This is a genomic window from Streptomyces sp. CNZ301 (assembly GCF_004217425.1).
Genome location: NZ_SHLG01000002.1, coordinates 546,018 through 565,108 on the forward strand (window position 1 = coordinate 546,018; position 19,091 = coordinate 565,108).

Below are 19,091 nucleotides of genomic sequence, written 5' to 3' on the forward strand. Positions count from 1 at the left end.
GCCCCTCGCCCTCCGCACTCGCCGGCTTCAGCCCCGACCTGTCTCTGGATCACCGATGAGTCACCCTCGCACCCACTCACCCGGCGCCCGCACCCCCACCGCTCTCGCGGTGCCGGCGTTGCTGGCCATCGCGTTCCTGCTGCTGCCGCTGATCGGCATCCTTGCCCGGACCGAGTGGCACCAGCTCGGCTCGCATCTGACCGCCCCCGAAGTCACCGAGGCGCTGCGGCTGTCCCTGCTGGTGTCCTTCTGGGCGCTCGGGCTCTCCCTCGTCCTGGGCGTACCGCTGGCCTGGCTGCTGGCCCGCGTCCGCTTCCCCGGCAAGGCTCTGGTGCGCTCGCTGGTGCTGCTGCCGATGGTGCTGCCGCCGACCGTCGGCGGCGTCGCGCTGCTGCTGGGATTCGGGCGTCGCGGCCTCCTCGGGCCGTGGCTGGAAGGCGAGTTGGGCATCGTCCTGCCGTTCCACACCTCGGGCGCCGTCGTCGCCGCGACCTTCGTCGCCATGCCGTTCCTTGTCATCAGCCTCGAAGGCACCCTCGCGGGGCTCCGTCCGAGCTACGAGGAGACCGCCGCGTCCCTCGGAGCGTCCCCGGCACGGGTGTTCTTCACCGTCACCCTGCCCCTCGTCGCCCCGGGACTGGCAGCGGGGGCTGCCCTCACCTGGGCCAGGGCGCTCGGTGAATTCGGCGCCACCATCACCTTCGCGGGGAACCTCCCAGGAACCACCCAGACTCTCCCGCTGGATGTCTACCTGCTCCTCCAGGAGGAGCCTGAGGCCGCCACCTCCGTTTCCCTGCTGCTGCTCGCCGTCGCCACAGCTGTCCTCGTCGCCCTGCGCGGACGCTGGACAGGCGCCACCGCTGCCCGGCGCGTGAACTCGAACGACCGGCCGGCAGACGAGAACCCGGCCGAGGACGCAACCGTCGCGCCGGTCGCCGCCACGGCGGCACCCTCGACCCCGCAGCAGCAGTCGTCCCTCCACGCGAAGATAACCGGCTTCAACGACGTCACCCTCGACGCCCCCGGTGGCACCACCGTCGCCGTCGTCGGACCCAACGGGGCGGGCAAGTCGACCCTTCTGCGCGCACTCCTCGGACTCACCCCACGGGCCCACGCCCGACTGCGCCTCGGCGACACCGACGTTACGAACCTGCCGCCGCACCGCCGCGGCGTGGCCTGGGTGCCCCAGGACGGCGCTCTCTTCCCGCACCTCACCGCGATCGCCAACACCGCCTACGGACTGCGGACTCAAGGCGTGGGCCGCTCAGAGGCCCGCCGCACGGCGCAGGACTGGCTCGACCGGCTCGGCGTGGGGCACCTCGCCCGGCGCAAACCGGCCCAGCTCTCCGGCGGGCAGGCCCAACGCATCGCGCTGGCACGGGCGTTGGCCGCCCGCCCGCGACTGCTCCTCCTCGACGAACCCCTCGCCGCCCTCGACCAGACCACGCGCGCCCGGGTGCGCCACACGCTGCGCACACATCTCGAAAGCTTCGGCGGAGTCTGCCTGCTCGTCACCCACGACCCCGTCGAAGCCATCTCCCTCGGCGACCGCGTGCTCGTCCTCGACGACGGACGGACCCTTCAGTACGACACGCCCGGCGAAGTCTCGCGGCACCCGCGCTCCCCGTGGGTGGCCCGGATGCTCGGCCGCAACGCCTGGCCCTGCACGGCCAGTTCGGACGGAACGCTCTCCCTCACCGGCGGAGGCACCCTCGTCGTCGCCGATCCCGCGACGGCGTCTACGAACGCCCTGGCGGTCATCGCTCCCGAGGCCGTCTCCCTGCACCGCGAACGGCCCGCCGGCAGCCCCCGCAACAACTGGCCGGGAACAGTCCGGGAGATCACCGCCCTCGGGAGCCGCCTCCGTGTCGTCATCACCTCCGACCAGGTCCCCGACCTCGTCGCCGAGATCACCCCGCAGGCCGCGAGCGAACTCCGACTCGCGGACGGCACCACCGTGTGGACCAGCGTCAAGGCCACCGAGGTCACCCTGGTCACCCTCTAGAGATCCATCCGGCAAGCAAGCTCTGCAGCACTACCTCAAGGAGGGGATCACGACTCCGGACCGGATGGGAACGTCGGACTGCGCGGCCCGTCCCCTCCTCACCGCGATTTGTGTATCGCGACTACCCTTCACGAGATGCAGACCGAAGCGGGTGTCGTTCTGGCGGGCGGGCGTTCATCGCGGATGGGCGAGCCGAAGGCCGGATTGGAGTGGCACGGTTCCACGTTGCTGTATCGGACGTGCGCGCTGCTGGGCCGCGTGATCGACGGTCCGCTGGTGGTGGTCGCTGCGCCCGGGCAAGTCTTGCCGGGCCTGCCGTCGGGGGCCGAGGTGGTCGAAGATCCGGTCGAAGGCCTCGGGCCGATGCAAGGTATCGCGGCGGGTCTGGCGGCGCTGACCGGACGGGCAGAGGTCGCCTTCGCCTGCTCGACGGATGCGCCGTTCCTGCATCCGGCGTTCGTGCGCCGTGTGCTGCGGGGTGCGGAGGAGACGGGCGCGGACATGGTGTTGCCGGTGGCGCGGGGGTTCCGGCAGCCGCTCGCGGCTGGATACCGGACCTCGCTGTCCGGTCTCGTCACAAAGCTCATCGGGGAGGGCGACCTGCGACCCGGGATGCTGTTCAAGCACTGCGACGTCGCCCAACTCGACGACGCGGAACTGCTGGCGGACAGCGCTTTGGCCCGTCTCGACCCCGAGCTGGAATCGGTGGTCAACGTCAACACGCCGGAGGACTACGCCGAGGCGCGGAGCCGCCCGGCGCCCGAGGTCACGATCGAGCGATTCGGCGCGCTGGCCCGCAATGCCGGGCATCGACCGCGCACCGGCCGGGCTGCGACGTTGGGAGAGGCCGCCGAGTTGGCCGGGCTGACGCTGGACCGGCATGTGGTCGCCGCGGTGAACGGTGATCAGGTCACGCGTGATCCGTTGTTGCCCCTCGTGGCGGGTGATTCGGTGGCGTTCCTGTCTGCGGACGCCGGCGGCTGATCGTGTCGCAACCGCCCTGATGGGCCTAGAGTCGTGGTATGGCACCAGGTGGCTTCTTCGGGCAAGCACTGATCGTCGACGTCGGCGACGACGCAGCAACGGCCGCGGTGTGCGAGCTGGACGAGCAGGTGTTGCGCGCTTACCTCGGCGGCGCCGGACTGGGCACGTGGCTGCTGCACCGGTTCGCGCCGCCGCGGGTCGATCCGCTGGCGCCGGAAGCACCGTTGGCGTTCGTGTTCTCTTCCTTGGTCGGAACGCCGCTGACCACCAGCGCCAAGTTCGCCGTGGTGGCCAAGTCCCCGTTGACCGGGTTGCTGACCGACGCGCTGGCGTCCAGCCAGTTCGCCATCGCCGGCAAGCTGACCGGACACGACGCCCTCGTCGTCCGCGGACGCGCGGCGCAGTTGTCCGTACTGCTGATCGACGGTGACGGAGTCCGACTCGAACCGGCGCCGGAACTGGCCGGGTTGCCCGCGGCCGAGGCCGAGACGCGTGCCCGGCAGCGGTTCGGGCGCGGATGGCGCACGGCGGCGATCGGGCCGGCCGGCGAGCGCCAAGTCCGCTACGCGACGGTCAGCCACGACGGCCGGCACGCCGGACGCGGTGGCCTCGGGGCCGTGCTGGGCGCCAAGAACATCAAGGCCGTCCTGGTCCGGGCCACGACCAAAGTGGCCGTCGCGGACCAGGCCGCGGTGCTGGCCGCATCCAAGGACCTGCGACGGCGCAGTTTCGGCCCCGCCACGGCCAAGTACCGGGAACTGGGCACGCTGGCGAACCTGCTGGCGTTCAACGCGGTCAGCACGCTGCCGACCCGCAACTTCACCGCGGCCAGCTTCGAAGGCGCGCCGAGACTGGCCGCCGAGGAGCTGCACGAGATGCGCGGCGTGGCCCGCAACAGCTGCGCGTCCTGCTCGATCGGGTGCGAGCACATCTACTCCCGCAAAGGCGGCGGCAGCCAGCGGATGGAGTACGAGAACGTATTCGCGCTCGGCCCGCTGTGCGGCGTCTCGGATCCCGACGATGTGTTCGCCGCCAGCGCGAAGTGCGACGAACTGGGCCTGGACACGATCTCGGCCGGCGGCACCATCGCATGGGCCATGGAGTGCGTCGAACGCGGCCTGATCGACGAGCCCTGGCTGAAATTCGGCGACGGTCGCGTTCTGCTACGGGCGCTCGAGGCGATAGGCGCCCGCTCGCCCGGTCTTGGGGAGCTGCTGGCCCAGGGGTCATGGCGGGCCGCCGCAATCGTCGGGCAGGGCTCGATCGACTTCGCCCCCCAGGTCAAGGGCCTGGAGCTGCCGGGCTACGAGCCACGTAGTCTCCAGTCGATGGCGCTGGGCCTGGCGGTGAACTCGCGCGGCGCCGACCACAACCGCTCCGGTGCCTACGAAGCCGACCTCTCCGGCGAGGTGAACCGCTTCCGTGGCGGCGCCGCCCACGTGAGCGCGGCCATCGGCACGGAGGACCGGGCCGCGGTGATGGACTCGATGATCCTGTGCAAGTTCCTGCGAGGGGTGTTCGAGGATCCGTTCACCGAATGGGCAACGCTGTTGTCTCTGGTGACCGGATGGGCGGTGGACGCAGATGAGCTGCGCGGCACGGCCGCGCGGATCGTGCGTGCCAAGCGGGCCTTCAACCAGCGCGAGGGCGCCACTGCGGCGGACGACACCCTCCCGGCCCGCATGCTGGAGACGCCCTTGCCGATGGCATCCGGTCGCACCGCGACGTTGACCGCCCAGCAGCTGCAGACCATGGTCGACGGTTACTACGTGGCTCGCGGGCTCGATGAGGAGGGGCGGGTACGCGAGAGCGACCTTCCCGATCTTCTTTTCGACCACTAGCTGTATGGGGTATGTTGTATACAGCTTTTTTGTATACAACATACGCTCGCTTGTGACGGAGGTCAGTGATGACGGTAGTCGACGAGCCGGACACCGCTGTGCGCACGGTCACCACGACGATCGACGGCCACTCCGTGACGGTGCCCGAGGGAACGAGCATCTACACCGCGGCCCAGCAAGTCGGCGTCGACATCCCCGTGTTGTGCCACAACGAACGCTACGACCCGGTCGGCGTCTGCCGGATGTGCGTGGTCGACACCGGCGGCCGTGCGTTCGCCGCCGCGTGCGTGCGCCCGTGCGAGGACGGCATGGAAGTGAAGACCAGCACGCCGGAGGTGGAACGCAGCCGTGCGACGTTGACCGAGTTGCTGCTGTCGGACCAGCCGGACCGCGCCGAGGACCCGAAGCAGACCACCACCGGCGACAACATGTTGCTGGAGCTGGCCGACGGCTTCGACCTCGCCAAGGAAACCACCGACCTGCCGTGCGGATCCGGCCGCGGCAAGGACTCGTCCAACCCGGTCATCAACGTCGACCACGACGCCTGCATCCTGTGCGACCGGTGCGTCCGGGCGTGCGACGACATCCAGGGCAACGACGTGATCGGCCGCTCCGGCAAGGGCTACTCGACGAAGATCGCGTTCGATCTCGACGACCCCATGGGCTCCAGCTCCTGTGTCACCTGCGGCGAGTGCGTGCAGGCATGCCCCACGGGCGCGCTGACCAACAAGCCGATCAACCTCATCCCGATCCAGCCCCGTGAGCAGCTGGACGCCGTCGACAGCGTCTGCCCCTACTGCGGCGTCGGCTGCGCGCTGACCTACTACGTCGACCGCGACCGCGGCGGCATCTCCTTCGCCGAAGGCCGCGACCAGCCGGGCTCGAAGAGCCGGCTGTGCGTCAAGGGGCGCTACGGCTGGGACTACGCCGCCTCGCCGCAGCGGCTCACCGTGCCGCTCATCCGCGTCGACTCGTCGTACCCGAAGGGCCCGCTGTCCGCGGACGTGCGCGGTGACGCCGACAACGACCGCGGGCGCTCCGGAGGTGGCGGGAACCGCAGCGGCGGCGGCCGGAAGCAGAAGCGCGGCCGCGACGGCCGGCGCAAGCCCGGTGGCTTCGTCGACTACGAGGAGGTTCTGCCGCACTTCCGGGAAGCCACGTGGGAGGAGGCGCTCGACCTCGTCGCACGGCGACTCAAGGAGATCCACGCGAGCGGCGGTCCGGGCGCGATCGCCGGGTTCGGCTCGGCGAAGTGCTCCAACGAGGAGGCATACCTCTTCCAGAAGCTGATCCGTGCCGGATTCAGGACGAACAACATCGACCACTGCACGCGGCTGTGCCACGCTTCCTCGGTCGCCGCGCTGTTCGAGGGTGTCGGCTCCGGCGCGGTGTCCACGACCTACGGCGACGTGGCCAACGCGGACATCGTGATCATCACCGGCTCCAACCCGACAGCGAACCACCCGGTCGCCAGCTCGTTCTTCAAGCAGGCCCGCCGACGCGGCACCAAGATCGTCTATGTGGACCCGCGGGCCAGCACGGTCGCCGAACACGCCGACTACCACTGCCAGGTCAAGCCCGGCACGGACGTGGCGTTCTACAACTCGATCATGCACGAGGTGATCCGGCTCGGCCTGATCGACCGGGAGTTCATCGCCGAGCGCGTGTCCAACTACGACGAGCTGGCACGCACGGTCGCCGACTACCCACCGGAGCGCGCTGCGCAGATCACCGGCGTGGACGCGGACCTGATCCGCACCGTCGCCCGCGAGTGGGGCGAAGCCGGCGCCGGCGTCATCTACTGGGGAATGGGCATCTCCCAGCACACCACGGGCACCGACAACGCCCGCTGCCTGATCGCGCTTTGTTCCATCACCGGCAACGTCGGCCGGCCCGGCACCGGTCTGCATCCGTTGCGCGGCCAGAACAACGTGCAAGGCGCGTCCGACGCCGGTCTGATCCCGATGTTCTACCCGGACTACCAGGGCGTCGACCTCGATGGCACCCGCGAACGGTTCGAGCAGGCATGGGGCACGACGCTCGACCCGAACCGGGGCCTCACCGTCACCGAGATCATCGGTTCGGTGCTCGAACCCGATGGCGTACGCGGGATGTACATGCTCGGGGAGAACCCGTTCCTGTCCGACCCGAACATCAACAAGGTCCGAAAGGCCCTGGCGGCGCTGGACTTCCTGGTCGTGCAGGACATCTTCCTCACGGAGACCGCCGAGTTCGCCGACGTCATCCTGCCTGCCTCGTCCTATCTGGAAAAGGACGGAAGCTACACCAACACCGACCGGCGCGTGCAGCTGGGCCGCAAGGTCATGGATCCGCCCGGTCAGGCCCGGGTGGACTGGGAAATCGTGCAGGACATCGCCCAGCGGATCGGTCTGGACTGGAACTACTGCTCACCGAGCGAGATCTTCGACGAGATGGTCGCACTGATGCCCTCGTACAAGAACCTCGCCCACGACAACCTCGGTCTGTCCGGGAAGCTCTATCCGAACGACGACCCGGAGCACAGCGACGGCACCGTGGTGCTGTTCGACGAGCGGTTCAACACCGACGACGGACTGGCGCACCTGGTCGCCGCGCAGTGGTTGCCCGCCAAGGAACTCCCTGACGCGGAATACCCGCTGGTGCTCAACACCGGCCGATTGCTCGAGCACTGGCACACCGGATCGATGACACGGAGGTCGTTCGCGCTGGACTCGATCTCACCGATCCCGGAGGTGTACATGCACCCGAAGGATGCCGCCGACCGCGGATTGGCCCACGGTGAGCTGGCCCAGGTGCGATCGCGGCGGGGCGTGATCGAACTGCAGGTCCGGGTCTCTCACCGCGAGCAACTGGGGAACTGTTTCATCCCGTTCCACTTCCGTGAAGCGGCGGCGAACCTGCTGACCATCGACGAGACCGACCCGTACGGCAAGATCCCCGAGTTCAAGTTCTGCGCGATCCAGGTCGAGGCCCTGGATGCGGTGGACACGGAATCCGTCTCAGCGGCAGGAGTGGCGGAATGACCTTCAGTCCAGAACGGGTTCCCGGTGTGGAGGCGCGGGCGGGCAAGTTCCCGGGCCCGTCGCTGATTCCAGCGCTGAACGCGATCCAGGCTCGGCTGGGCTGGCTGCCACGGGAGGAACTGGAGGAGCTGGCCCGCGAAGTCCGCCGACCGCGGTACGAGATCGAGGGCCTGATCTCCTTCTACCCGCACTTCCGCACCACACCGCCGAAGCCGGTGCAGGTCAGTGTGTGCCACGATCTGTCGTGCTGGCTGCGCTCGGGTGCGGACCGGATCGCGGAGATCAAACAGCAGTACGGCGAGGACACCGATGTCGAGCTGACCCAGGTCTCGTGTCTGGGCCGGTGCGACGTCGCGCCTGCGGCTGCGGTGAACGAGCACCCGGCACCCGTGTCCGAGGTGGACACTCTGGTCACCGCCGCCCGCGGTGCCGGAGTCGGGCACGCGACGGCATCGCGCCGCGACGAACCGTGGCCCAACGACCCGTACCCGGCCGGATCGGAAGTGGCCGGCCGCTACCGGTCGTTGCGGGCATTGCTGGCGGGCGAGATCAGCACCGAGTCCGTCGTGGCGACGCTGAACGATTCAGGGCTGCGCGGCATGGGCGGTGCCGGGTTCCCGACCGGGAAGAAGTGGGGCCTGGTCGCGGAGGCCGAACCCGGCACGGTGAAGTACGCCATCTGCAACGCCGACGAGTCCGAACCGGGCACCTTCAAAGACCGCCAGATCCTCGCTGACCAGCCGCACCTGGTGCTGGAAGGGCTGCTGCTGGGCATGGTGGCGGTCGGCGCCGAGCAGGGCTGGGTGTTCATCCGGCACGAGTACGGACCCGAGGAACATGTCCTGCGCGAAGAGATCGTCGCGCTGCGGGACGCCGGAGTGATCGGGACCGACGCGTGCGGCAGCGGGCGCACTCTGGAACTGGACATCTTCGTCTCCCCCGGCGGATACATCCTCGGCGAGGAGACGGCACTGCTGGAGTGCATGGAGGGCCACCGCGGCGAACCCCGCAACAAGCCGCCGTTCCCTGGCAACTACGGCCTGCACGGCCGCCCGACGCTGATCAATTCCGTGGAGACCTTCGCCGACGTACCGGTGATCCTGCAACGGGGCGCGCAGTGGTGGCGCTCGCAGGGCATCGAGGAGTCGGTCGGCTGGAAATTCTTCGCCGTCTCCGGGCACGTGAGCAACCCGGGCGTGTACTGCGTGCCGATGGGCACGACTGTGCGGGAGTTGATCGACACCGCCGGTGGTGTGCTCGACGACGCACCGGTCGGTGCGGTCCAGCCCGGCGGGGCGTCGTCCAACTTCATCAGCCCCGACCAGCTCGACCTGCGGCTGGACTTCGGCACGCTGGCCGAGGCCGGCACGATGCTCGGGTCCGGCGCCCTTGTGGTGCTGGCCGAGGGCACCGACCTGCTGGCCGCGGCGACGAACGTGCTGCGGTTCTTCCGCAACGAGTCGTGCGGCAAGTGTGTGCCGTGCCGGGTCGGTTCCACGAAGGCGCACACGTTGCTTCGCGGCGTGCTCGACTCGGGATCCACTTTGGACGATGCTGGGCGCGGGAAGATCCTGCAGCTGGAAGAGGCCATGCGGAAGACGTCGATCTGTGGGCTCGGCCAAGTGGCGCTCGGGCCGGTGGTGTCCGTGCTGGGCTTGGACAAGGGTGGTGCCGTGGCGCGCCCGCAGCCGAGGCCCGAAGGGTCGAAGGACCAGCCGCCCCGGTGAGCGGACGCGAGTTCTTCACCACCCGCACCGTCGCCGAGGCACTCGCCGGTTTCCGGCCTGCGCATCGCACCGCGATCGAAAGTGTGCCGTTGTCGGCGGCGCTGCACCGCGTGCCCGCCGCCGAAGTCCCGTCGCCACACTCCCTGCCGGGCTTCACCCGGTCCACTGTGGACGGCTTCGCGGTCCGGGCGGCAGACACCTATGGCGCGTCGGACGGCCTGCCCTCGTATCTCGACTTGCTTGGAGCGGTCGACATGGGCGCGGCGCCCACGGTGTCCGTGCGGCCGGGCGGCTGCGTGGCGATGCCGACCGGCGGTTCGCTGCCCGATGGGGCGGACGCGGTGGTGATGGTCGAGTACACCGCTGAGACCATGCCCGGCACGATCGAGGTCACGCGGCCGGTCGCGCCGGGCGGCGGGATCGTGCGCGCCGACGACGACGTGGCCACCGGCGCACCGCTGGTCCCGGCCGGACGGCCGTTGCGTGCACCGGACTTGGGGCTACTGGCCGCCGCCGGAGTGGTGTCGGTTCCCGTGCACGCGCGGCCCCGGGTCGTGATCATCTCCACAGGCGACGAGGTCGTCCCGCCCGAGACCACTTCGCTGGCCGCGGGCCAGGTCCGCGATGCCACCGCGTCGGCGTTGGCGGGCCTCGTACTCGACTCCGGTGGTGAACCCGTCGTTGCCGGCATCGTCTCGGACGAACCCGGCGCGCTGAAGGCCAAGCTGACCACGGTGCTTCCCGAGGCGGATCTGGTGGTCGTCTCGGCCGGATCCTCGGTCGGTGCACGGGACGAGACCATGGGGGCCGTCGCCGCGCTGGGAGACGTCTGGTGCCACGGACTCGCGATCAAGCCCGGGAAACCGACGCTGCTGGCCGAATGCGGCGGCATCCCGGTGATCGGCCTGCCGGGCAACCCGTTGTCCGCGCTGGTGGTGTTCGGGCAGATCGGGATTCCCGTGCTGTGGCGGCTCAGCGGCTGCGAGACCCCACCGGCCCGGCCGACCGCGAGGGCCCGGCTGTCGCGAGACCTGGCCTCGGCGGCCGGGCGACTCGACGTGGTCCAGGTGCAGGTCCGCGACGGCGTCGCGGAACCGCTGTTCGGGCCGTCGGCGCTGCTTTCGGTGCACACCCGCGCGGACGGGTACGTGATCATTCCCGAACCGGCCACCGGGCTCGACGACGGAGTCGACGTCGATGTAAGCCTTTACGCATGAACAGCCCCTTCGTCTCCGACGTGCCCGCCGCCCAGGCCCATGCCGCCTGGCGGGAGGCACGGGCCGCCACCGGCTGCCCGGCCCGGGTCGAAGCAGTCCGGGTCCCCGTCGGCGCTGCGGTCGGCCGGGTCACCGCGGAACCGGTGTGGGCCCGCAGGTCCTCACCGGCGTTCGACTCGTCCGGGATGGACGGCATCGCCGTGCGCGCCGCGGACACGGTGGGCGCCTCCGAGACCACGCCGGTGGTCGTGGCTGACTTCGAAGTCGTCGACACCGGCGATCCGCTGTCGCCCACGTATGACGCGGTAATCATGCGTGAACATGTCCACCACACTCCCGACGGCGCAGAACTGCGCGCCGCGGTGCCGCCCTACCAGCACGTGCGCTCCATTGGCGAGGACATCAGCGCCGCCGAACTGCTGCTGCCCGAAGGCCACCGACTGCGCCCGGTGGATGTCGCCGCCTGTGCCGCGGCCGGACTTACGGAGCTGTCCGTCCGGCGGGCGCCGCTTGTCGTGATCATCCCTACCGGCGACGAAATCCGGCCCATCGGAACTGAGCTGCGGCCCGGGGAGATCGCGGACACCAACTCCTTGATGCTGGCCGCGCAGGCCCGTGAAGCCGGTTGCGACGCCCGGGTGACCGACATCGTCGTCGACGACCCGGCGGCCATCACCGCCGTCGTGCGCGCGGCCGCGGGCGAAGCCGACCTGGTCGTGCTCATCGCGGGATCCAGCGCGGGCCGCGACGACTACACCGCACGGGTCGTTGCCGAAGCAGGAAGCGTTGCTGTGCATGGCGTGGCCGTGCGTCCCGGACACCCGGTGGTACTCGGGACGGTCACGGGTGACCCGGCCAAGCCGGTTCTCGGCATCCCCGGTTACCCCGTCTCCGCGGCGCTCACCTTCGACATCTTCGCCGCTCCGCTGCTGGCAGAACTCGAAGGCGCCGCGCCCCGCGAGCGGCCCTCGACGACAGCCCGGCTCGCCCGGAAACTGCCGTCGGTGGTCGGGATGGACGACTGGGTCCGCGTCCGGCTCGGCCGTGTGCAGGACGACATCGTCGCGACGCCACTGCCCCGCGGCGCAGGCGTGCTCACCTCACTCGTGCGCGCCGATGGCCTCCTCGTCGTCCCGGCGGGCGTCGAAGGACACCACGGCGGCACCGAAGTCCGGGTGGAACTCCTGCGCGGGCTCGCCGAGATCGACCGGACCATCGTCGCGATCGGCTCGCACGACCTCGTGCTCGACCTCGCGGCCTCGGCGTTGCGCGCCACCGATCCCCTGGTGACGCTCGCCTCCTCCAACGTCGGTTCCCTCGGCGGACTGGTCGCACTGCGCGACGGGCTCTGCCACCTCGCCGGCTCACACCTGCTCGACCCGGCCACGGGCGAGTACACGTTGCCCTACGTCGACAAGCTCCTCGGCGCCGACGCCGCGGTGATCCGGCTCGTGCACCGGGATCAAGGGCTCATCGTCGCTCCCGGGAATCCCATGGGCCTCAAGGGGATCGACGACCTGTCCCGGCCCGGTGTGCGCTACGTCAACCGCCAACGCGGCGCCGGAACCCGTGCCCTGCTCGACTACGAACTGTCCCACCGCGAGATCGACCCCGGCGCCGTCCCCGGCTACGACCGCGAGGAACACACCCACCTCGCCGTGGCCGCCGCGGTGGCGGCCGGCCGTGCGGACACCGGTCTGGGCATCCTGGCCGCAGCCCGCGCGTTCGGCCTCGACTTCGTGCCTGTCGCGCAGGAACCCTACGATCTGGTGCTTCGCTCGGACGACGTGTCGCATGAACTGCTCGCACCCCTGTGGGAGCTGCTCGACAGCCCGCACTTCCGGGCCCGCGTCGAAGACCTCGGCGGCTACTCCTGCGCCGAGACCGGCAAACGCATCCGCTGACTCTCGCGGCCCGCTGTTTTTGGGCTGGTCGCGCCGAACTGCGCCGCGATGACGGGCAGTTGCGGCTGGAGGTGGACGGCGAAAGGGTGCCGCACCGGACGTGCCGGGTTCGGTGAACGTCACCTCCCGTTCGGCGTGCACCTGGGCCAGAGGGTGGACAGCCGGGCGCACCTCACCGGCGCCCTGGACGAGGTGCGCGTCATCGCCGGGGGCCGCTCAGTGCTGGACCTGCCGCTGGAGTGGGCCGGCCCGGCCCGGTGACGTCGGGCCGTTCCCATGCCCTGAGCCGTTCCCGTTCGCTGAGCGGTTCACCTTCGCCGGGGTTCACCGTCATCGGGCGGTTCACCTTCGCCGAGCGCTCCCCGCGGTCACCTTCCGGGCCGTCGGCGGCCCTCCCGCCGCCACGGTGCGGGTGGTGCCTTCGGTGGCGCTCGCCTCCGGTGCCTTCGCGGCCCAGCGCCGGGAGAGGAACGCGCAGACGATGAGCTGCATCTGGTGGAAGAGCATCAGCGGCAGCACCGCGAGACTCGCCTGCGCTCCGAACAGCACGCTGGCCATGGGCAGTCCGGCCGCGAGCGACTTGTTGGACCCGGCGAAGACGGTGACGACGCGGTCGGCACGCGTGAAGCCGAGCCGGTACGCCCCGTACCACGTCAGCGTCAGCATCAGTGCGAGCAGCGCGGCCTCCACCCCGAGCAGCGCCACAAGCCGCAGCGGCGTGATCCGGCCCCAGATTCCCTCGATCATGCCCTGGCTGAAGGCCGTGTAGACGACGAGCAGCACCGCTCCCCGGTCGACGAAACCGAGGATGCGGTGATGCCGGGTGAGGAAGCCGCCGATCCAACGGCGCAGCAGCTGCCCGGCCACGAACGGCGCGAGCAGCTGGCAGACGATCCCGAGGATCCCTTCGGCGCCGAGCGCCGCGTGCCCGCCGATGAGCCAGGCCGCGAGCAGCGGCGTGGCCACCATCCCGAGCAGGCTGGAGTAGGTGCCCGCGCAGATCGCCGCGGGCACGTTGCCCCGCGCCACGGAGGTGAAGGCGATCGACGACTGGACGGTCGAGGGGACCAGGCACAGGAAGAGCAGCCCGGCCTGGAGCCCCGGTGTGAGCACGTACGGGACGAGCGCCCGTGTGGCCAGCCCGATCAGTGGGAAGACAGCGAACGTACAGAAGAGAACGAGCACTTGGAGCCGCCAGTGCCGCAGGCCCTCGAAGGCTTCCCGCGTGGAGAGGCGGGCGCCGTAGAGGAAGAAGATCAGTCCGACGGCCGCCTTGGTGCCCCACCCGAGACCGGTGGCCACTTCCCCGCTCGCCGGGAGGAACACGGCGAGCAGGACGGTGCCCAGTAGCAGAGCGATGTACGGGTCGGCCAGATGTGCCAGTCGGCGCATGTCTCCCTCGGTGCGGTGCTGTTGACTCTCGTGGAACAAGGGCAAGGGCCGGGTTCCACGAAGGGTGCCGTTGAATGTCCTCCGGACCATTCTCTCGCGGGGCCCGCGGCTGCTTTACTCGGGGAGGTTCGGTGCAGAAAACTCGTACGATCTGCAACAACCCGACGACGCCCTTCCGATGTGCCCCGATATGACGGACTGACCGGATTCGGGGACTCTCCCCACCAGCTTTTTGATCGGATACGGTCACCGCGCGCTGTGCTTTTTTTCACAGCTGTGCACTGCACGTCGAGGAGCATTCCCATTGCGCGAGTTCACGGTCCCGGCTCTGGCGCCCACACCGCAGGTTGGCGGGCTGGCTGACACTGTTTTCGACCATGCCACGGAAGACCCGGACAGGGTCGCACTGTCCCGCAAGGACGCCGCGGGCGAGTGGCAGGACGTGACCGCCGCCGAGTTCCGTGACCAGGTCATGGCCATGGCCAAGGGGTTGCTGGCGGAGGGCATCCGCTTCGGTGACCGGGTCGCCATCATGTCCCGCACGCGCTACGAGTGGACGCTGCTCGACTTCGCGCTGTGGACCATCGGCGCGCATGTGGTGCCCATCTACCCGACCTCCTCGGCCGAGCAGGTCTGCTGGATGATGCACGACTCCGAGGTCACGGCGGCCATCGTCGAGCACGAGGACCACGCGATGACGGTCGGCTCCGTCATCGACCGTCTGCCGCAGCTCAAGCGGCTGTGGCAGCTGGACGCCCAGGCCGAGAAGGAACTCATGGCGGCCGGCGCCCACTTGGAGGACGACATCGTCCACCGGCACCGGCTCGCGGTCACGCCGGACTCCACGGCCACCATCATCTACACCTCGGGCACGACGGGCCGCCCCAAGGGCTGTGTGCTCACACACGCCAACTTCATCGCGGACGCCACCGCCATGCAGGGCAGGTACCAGCACGTATTCAGCCACAAGCCGAGCGAACCGCCGTCCCTGCTGCTCTTCCTGCCGCTCGCCCACGTCTTCGGGCGCATGGTGCAACTGGTGTGCATACGGTCCAAGGTGCGGCTGGGCCACCAGCCGGTGATGGCCGCCGAGGCGCTGCTGCCGGACCTGAGGACGTTCAAACCGACGTTCATGCTGGCGGTGCCGTACCTCTTCGAGAAGATCTTCCAGTCCGCCCGCCGCAAGGCCGAACTGGAGGGAAAACTCGGCCCGTTCGAGAAGGCCGTGGAAGTAGCGGTCCGCTACGCCGAGGCGATGGAGAACAAGGCGTTCCGCAGCGGCCCCGGCCCGAGCGCGTCGCTGCGCCTGAAGCACCAGGTCTTCGACACCCTCGTCTACAGCAAGATGCGGGAGGCCATGGGCGGTCTGTGCCGCGGCGCCATCTCCGGCGGCAGCGCCATGGAGCGGCGCCTCGGGCTCTTCTTCGAGGGCGTCGGCATGCGCATCTACGAGGGCTACGGGCTGACCGAGACGAGCGCGGGCGCCACCTGCAACCCGCCGGAGCGCATCCGCTTCGGCACCGTCGGGCACCCCGTGCCCGGCACGACGGTGCACATCGCCGACGACGGCGAGATCTGGCTGCGCGGACCCCAGATCTTCCAGGGCTATCTCAACAACCCCAAGGGCACCGACGAGGCCCTGCACGACGGCTGGCTGGCGACGGGCGACCTCGGCGCGCTGGACGAGGACGGCTATCTCACCATCACCGGGCGGAAGAAGGAGATCCTGGTCACCTCCGGCGGCAAGAGCGTCTCGCCCGGTGTCCTGGAGGAACGGGTGCGCGCGCACCCTCTGGTGGCGCAGTGCATCGTGGTCGGCAACGACCGTCCGTACGTCTCGGCGCTGGTCACCCTCGACCCGGACGCCGTCTCCCACTGGCTCCAGATGCGCGAGAAGCCGGAGCTGAAGCCGACGGAACTGGTGCGCGACCCGGACCTGGAGACGGAGGTGCGGCGGGCCGTCGTGGCCGCCAACACCCAGGTGTCACAGGCCGAGTCGATACGTACGTTCCGCATACTCGCGGCGCAGTTCACCGAGGAGGCGGGCTACGTGACCCCCTCGCTGAAGCTGAAGCGGAAGGCGATCGAGTCCGCGTACGCCGTGGAGATCGAGGCGCTTTACCACCAGTGACGTGAGCGCCGCCGTCACGGGAGCGCAGCCGTCGTGCGGCGTTCCTCGGAACGATGTGCCGCGGAACACCGGGCAACGGGCCTTCGCCGGCGACCTGCTCCCGGCCGGTGCACCGCCCGGGGCCGAGGAATGCCGCGATTCCCCTGATCGTTGAGGGGTACCGAAGTGGAACAGTTCGTCGACATGTGAGGACCGATCGTTCGTGAGCAGCGTTCCCACCATCACCCTCAACAACGGCAGCGTCATGCCTCAGCTGGGCTTCGGCGTCTGGCAGGTGCCGGACGACGAGGCGGCCCGCGCCGTGAGCACCGCCATCGAGGCGGGCTACCGCAGCATCGACACGGCCGCCATCTACGAGAACGAGCGGGGAACGGGCAGCGGCCTTGCCTCTTCGGGCGTGCCGCGCGAGGAACTCTTCGTCACCACCAAGCTGTGGAACTCCGAGCAGGGCTACGACTCCACGCTGCGCGCGTTCGACGCGTCCCTGGACAGGCTCGGCCTGGAGTACGTGGACCTGTACCTCATCCACTGGCCCGTGCCGGAGGCCGACAAGTACGTCGACACGTGGAAGGCCTTCGAGAAGATCAACTCTGAGGGCCGCGCCAAGGCCGTCGGCGTCTCGAACTTCAAGCCGTCCCACCTGCGGCGGCTGCTGGAGGAGACCGGCACGGTGCCCGCCCTCAACCAGATCGAGCTGCACCCGCACCTCCAGCAGGGCGAGTCGCGCGCCTTCCACGCCGAGCACGGCATCGCGACGGAGGCGTGGTCGCCGCTCGGGCAGGGCAAGGACCTGCTGGAGGAGCCCGCGCTGAAGTCGCTGGCCGGCAAGTACGGCAAGTCGCCCGCGCAGGTCGTGCTGCGGTGGCACCTGCAGACGGGCAACGTGGTGATCCCCAAGTCGGTGACGCCGGCCCGCATCAGGGAGAACATCGACGTCTTCGACTTCGAGCTCGACACCTCCGAGATGGAGGAGATCGCCAAGCTCAACTCGGACTCCCGTCTCGGCCCCGACCCCGACACCATGAACTTCATGGGCTGAGCGACGGCACGGCGCGCGGAGGGCCCGGGTTTGCCTTCCCGCCCGTCCGGCGCCGGCGTCCCCGCCGGGTTCCGCACCGCGCGCGGCCGGACCTCTGCGGCCGCGCGCGGTCGTGTGTGTTCGTACATGGGCGCGCGATCGTGCGTGATCCCGTGCACGCGGCGGAGACAGGACCAATCCGCCGGGCGGTCCGCCACGAAGGCTCTGTGAGCAGATCTCCCGGGAGGAAACATGGGCTCGACCGCACGGCGCCCCGCACACAGAAGCTCGCGCCCGGCAGCGCGGGGCGGCGCGGCGCGACCCGCGCCGCCCGCATGCGTGCGCGAATCGGGGGGAGGTGCCGGGGCGTGAACGAAACCGTGCAGATCGCGGACCCGGGCGGCACGGCTCCGCCCGACCTGGCCCAGCTGCTCTCCCAGGTGGCACGCGGGGACCAGGACGCCTTCGCCGACGTCTACGACCGCATCGCAGGCCCCGTCCTGGGCCTCGTCCGGAGCGTGCTGCGCGACCCCGCGCAGTCCGAGGAGGTCACGCAGGAAGTGCTGGTGGAGGTGTGGCGCACCGCGGCGCACTTCCGTCCCGAGAAGGGCAGCGCGATGTCGTGGGTGCTGACGTTCGCGCACCGGCGCGCCGTGGACCGGGTGCGCTCGGCGCAGGCCTCGGCGGACCGAGAGCACCGTGCGGCCATGCTGAACCGCACGCCCGCGTTCGACGAGGTCACCGAGGCGGTGGAGGCCCGGCTGGAGCGTGAGCAGGTACGCCGCTGCATGCGCACCCTGACCGAACTCCAGCGCCAGTCGGTGACCCTGGCCTACTACAGGGGGCTGACGTACAGGGAGGTCGCCGAGCTCCTCGCCCAGCCACTGGGCACCGTGAAGACCCGGCTGCGCGACGGTCTGATCCGGCTGCGCGACTGCCTGGGGGTGACGGCGTGACGGACGACGGCGTGCCGGACGGCGCCACGACCGGCGACGGCGGGGCAGGGCCCGAACTGCACACGCTGACCGGCGCGTACGCCGTGCACGCACTGCCCGCCGCGGAGCGCGAGACGTTCGAACGCCACCTGGCCGCCTGCCCCTCCTGCGAACAGGAGGTCGCCGAACTGCGGGCCACCGCGGGCCGGTTGGGCCTGGCCGTCTCCGAGGCCACCTCGCCGCAGATGCGGGAGAGCGTGCTGCGGCAGATCGCCGACGTACGGCAGGAGCCCCCGAGGGTCACGGGAGATCCCGGCCCGGGCCGCGGTGCGCGCGGGCGGAGGCGCTCGGGCGGGAGCGGCAGGCTGCGCTCCCTGCCGCGCTTCGCGCTCGCGGCGTGCCTGGCGGCGGTCACGGCCGTCTCCGGCGTTGCCGCGGTGTGGCAGTACGGGGCGGCACAGGACGCACGCGAGCAGGCGGAGCAGTCACGTCAGCGCGAGGCGGAGCTGGCGCGGGTGCTGGCGGCGCCGGACGCGAGGACGACCGGGGGCAGCGAACTGCCGGGCGGGGCGTCGGGCAGCGTCGTCGTCTCCCGCGACCGGGACCGTGCCGCCTTCCTCGCCTCCGGGCTGGCCGAGCCCCCCGCCGGCAAGGTGTACCAACTGTGGTTCGCCGACGGGCAGAAGATGCGCTCGGCGGGGCTGGTGGACTCTCCCGGTGACAGCAAGGCCGTCCTGATGGAGGGCAAGGTGGGCCGGGCGTCCGCGATGGGCGTCACCGTCGAGCCGGCGGGCGGCTCGCCGCAGCCGACGACCGAGCCGCTGGCCCTGATGAAGCTGCCCCGGGGGTAGACCTGTCGGGGCGGGCCGGGGTCCCGGAGGTGCCGGCCTCCGCCCCGGCTCAGCCCCGCCCCG

Annotated in this window: 13 protein-coding genes; 12 read left to right on the forward strand and 1 reads right to left on the reverse strand. The window is 70.3% G+C overall.

The annotated features are described in order from the left end of the window. Positions 1 to 55: 55 nt before the first annotated feature. The 8 genes from EV375_RS26605 to EV375_RS26640 all read left to right on the forward strand — a co-directional run bounded on the left by EV375_RS26605 (position 56) and on the right by EV375_RS26640 (position 12,962). Entirely contained in the window at positions 56 to 2,005 is a 1,950-nt protein-coding gene (locus tag EV375_RS26605) for an ABC transporter permease (RefSeq protein ID WP_130302476.1), read from the forward strand. 135 nt (positions 2,006 to 2,140) lie between these two features. Further along, positions 2,141 to 2,989: an NTP transferase domain-containing protein gene (locus tag EV375_RS26610; protein ID WP_130302477.1), complete on the forward strand. Its 849-nt coding sequence runs from the start codon at positions 2,141 to 2,143 to the stop codon at positions 2,987 to 2,989. Between the two features lie 38 nt (positions 2,990 to 3,027). Continuing rightward, a complete protein-coding gene (locus tag EV375_RS26615) occupies positions 3,028 to 4,830 on the forward strand; it encodes an aldehyde ferredoxin oxidoreductase C-terminal domain-containing protein (RefSeq protein WP_130302478.1) in 1,803 nt (600 codons plus the stop codon). A 68-nt stretch (positions 4,831 to 4,898) separates the two neighbouring features. Continuing rightward, complete coding sequence (gene fdhF / locus EV375_RS26620; protein ID WP_130302479.1) at positions 4,899 to 7,853, forward strand: formate dehydrogenase subunit alpha; 2,955 nt, start codon at positions 4,899 to 4,901, stop codon at positions 7,851 to 7,853. After that, the gene (locus tag EV375_RS26625) at positions 7,850 to 9,580 is read left to right on the forward strand and encodes an NAD(P)H-dependent oxidoreductase subunit E (RefSeq protein ID WP_130302480.1); all 1,731 of its coding nucleotides are present in this window, start codon (positions 7,850 to 7,852) and stop codon (positions 9,578 to 9,580) included. The genes fdhF and EV375_RS26625 overlap by 4 nt, the downstream gene beginning before the upstream one ends. Beyond that, the gene (locus tag EV375_RS26630; protein WP_130302481.1) at positions 9,577 to 10,797 is read left to right on the forward strand and encodes a molybdopterin molybdotransferase MoeA; all 1,221 of its coding nucleotides are present in this window, start codon (positions 9,577 to 9,579) and stop codon (positions 10,795 to 10,797) included. The genes EV375_RS26625 and EV375_RS26630 overlap by 4 nt, the downstream gene beginning before the upstream one ends. Continuing rightward, positions 10,794 to 12,701 (forward strand): molybdopterin biosynthesis protein, encoded by a 1,908-nt coding sequence (locus tag EV375_RS26635; RefSeq protein WP_130302482.1) that lies wholly within the window; start codon positions 10,794 to 10,796, stop codon positions 12,699 to 12,701. The genes EV375_RS26630 and EV375_RS26635 overlap by 4 nt, the downstream gene beginning before the upstream one ends. A 48-nt stretch (positions 12,702 to 12,749) precedes the next feature. Next, positions 12,750 to 12,962, forward strand: a complete 213-nt coding sequence (locus EV375_RS26640; protein ID WP_486588821.1) for a hypothetical protein — start codon at positions 12,750 to 12,752, stop codon at positions 12,960 to 12,962. A gap of 81 nt (positions 12,963 to 13,043) precedes the next feature. On the opposite strand, the gene EV375_RS26645 is transcribed toward EV375_RS26640, so the two are convergent. Then, on the reverse strand, positions 13,044 to 14,093 hold the full coding sequence (locus tag EV375_RS26645) for a bile acid:sodium symporter family protein (protein WP_130302483.1): 1,050 nt from the start codon (positions 14,091 to 14,093) through the stop codon (positions 13,044 to 13,046). A gap of 304 nt (positions 14,094 to 14,397) precedes the next feature. On the opposite strand from EV375_RS26645, the gene EV375_RS26650 reads away from it, so the two are divergent. The 4 genes from EV375_RS26650 to EV375_RS26665 all read left to right on the forward strand — a co-directional run bounded on the left by EV375_RS26650 (position 14,398) and on the right by EV375_RS26665 (position 19,028). Further along, positions 14,398 to 16,224, forward strand: coding sequence for an AMP-dependent synthetase/ligase (locus EV375_RS26650; RefSeq protein WP_130302484.1), 1,827 nt, complete (start codon positions 14,398 to 14,400; stop codon positions 16,222 to 16,224). A 202-nt stretch (positions 16,225 to 16,426) separates the two neighbouring features. Next, positions 16,427 to 17,263 carry an aldo/keto reductase gene (locus EV375_RS26655; protein WP_130302485.1) on the forward strand — a complete coding sequence of 279 codons (837 nt, stop codon included), beginning with the start codon at positions 16,427 to 16,429 and terminating at the stop codon, positions 17,261 to 17,263. A 347-nt stretch (positions 17,264 to 17,610) separates the two neighbouring features. Further along, the gene (locus EV375_RS26660; protein WP_486588822.1) at positions 17,611 to 18,198 is read left to right on the forward strand and encodes a sigma-70 family RNA polymerase sigma factor; all 588 of its coding nucleotides are present in this window, start codon (positions 17,611 to 17,613) and stop codon (positions 18,196 to 18,198) included. After that, positions 18,195 to 19,028, forward strand: a complete 834-nt coding sequence (locus EV375_RS26665) for an anti-sigma factor (protein ID WP_486588823.1) — start codon at positions 18,195 to 18,197, stop codon at positions 19,026 to 19,028. Before EV375_RS26660 ends, EV375_RS26665 begins: the two co-directional genes overlap by 4 nt. The last annotated feature ends 63 nt before the right edge of the window (positions 19,029 to 19,091 follow it).

Bases quoted from the DNA above. Each gene is read 5' to 3' on its own strand.
- EV375_RS26605 (WP_130302476.1), top strand. From the start codon at position 56: ATGAGTCACCCTCGCACCCACTCACCCGGCGCCCGCACCCCCACCGCT.
- EV375_RS26610 (WP_130302477.1), top strand. From the start codon at position 2,141: ATGCAGACCGAAGCGGGTGTCGTTCTGGCGGGCGGGCGTTCATCGCGG.
- fdhF (WP_130302479.1), top strand. From the start codon at position 4,899: ATGACGGTAGTCGACGAGCCGGACACCGCTGTGCGCACGGTCACCACG.
- EV375_RS26640 (WP_486588821.1), top strand. From the start codon at position 12,750: ATGACGGGCAGTTGCGGCTGGAGGTGGACGGCGAAAGGGTGCCGCACC.
- EV375_RS26645 (WP_130302483.1), bottom strand. From the start codon at position 14,093: ATGCGCCGACTGGCACATCTGGCCGACCCGTACATCGCTCTGCTACTG.
- EV375_RS26635 (WP_130302482.1), top strand. From the start codon at position 10,794: ATGAACAGCCCCTTCGTCTCCGACGTGCCCGCCGCCCAGGCCCATGCC.
- EV375_RS26615 (WP_130302478.1), top strand. From the start codon at position 3,028: ATGGCACCAGGTGGCTTCTTCGGGCAAGCACTGATCGTCGACGTCGGC.
- EV375_RS26625 (WP_130302480.1), top strand. From the start codon at position 7,850: ATGACCTTCAGTCCAGAACGGGTTCCCGGTGTGGAGGCGCGGGCGGGC.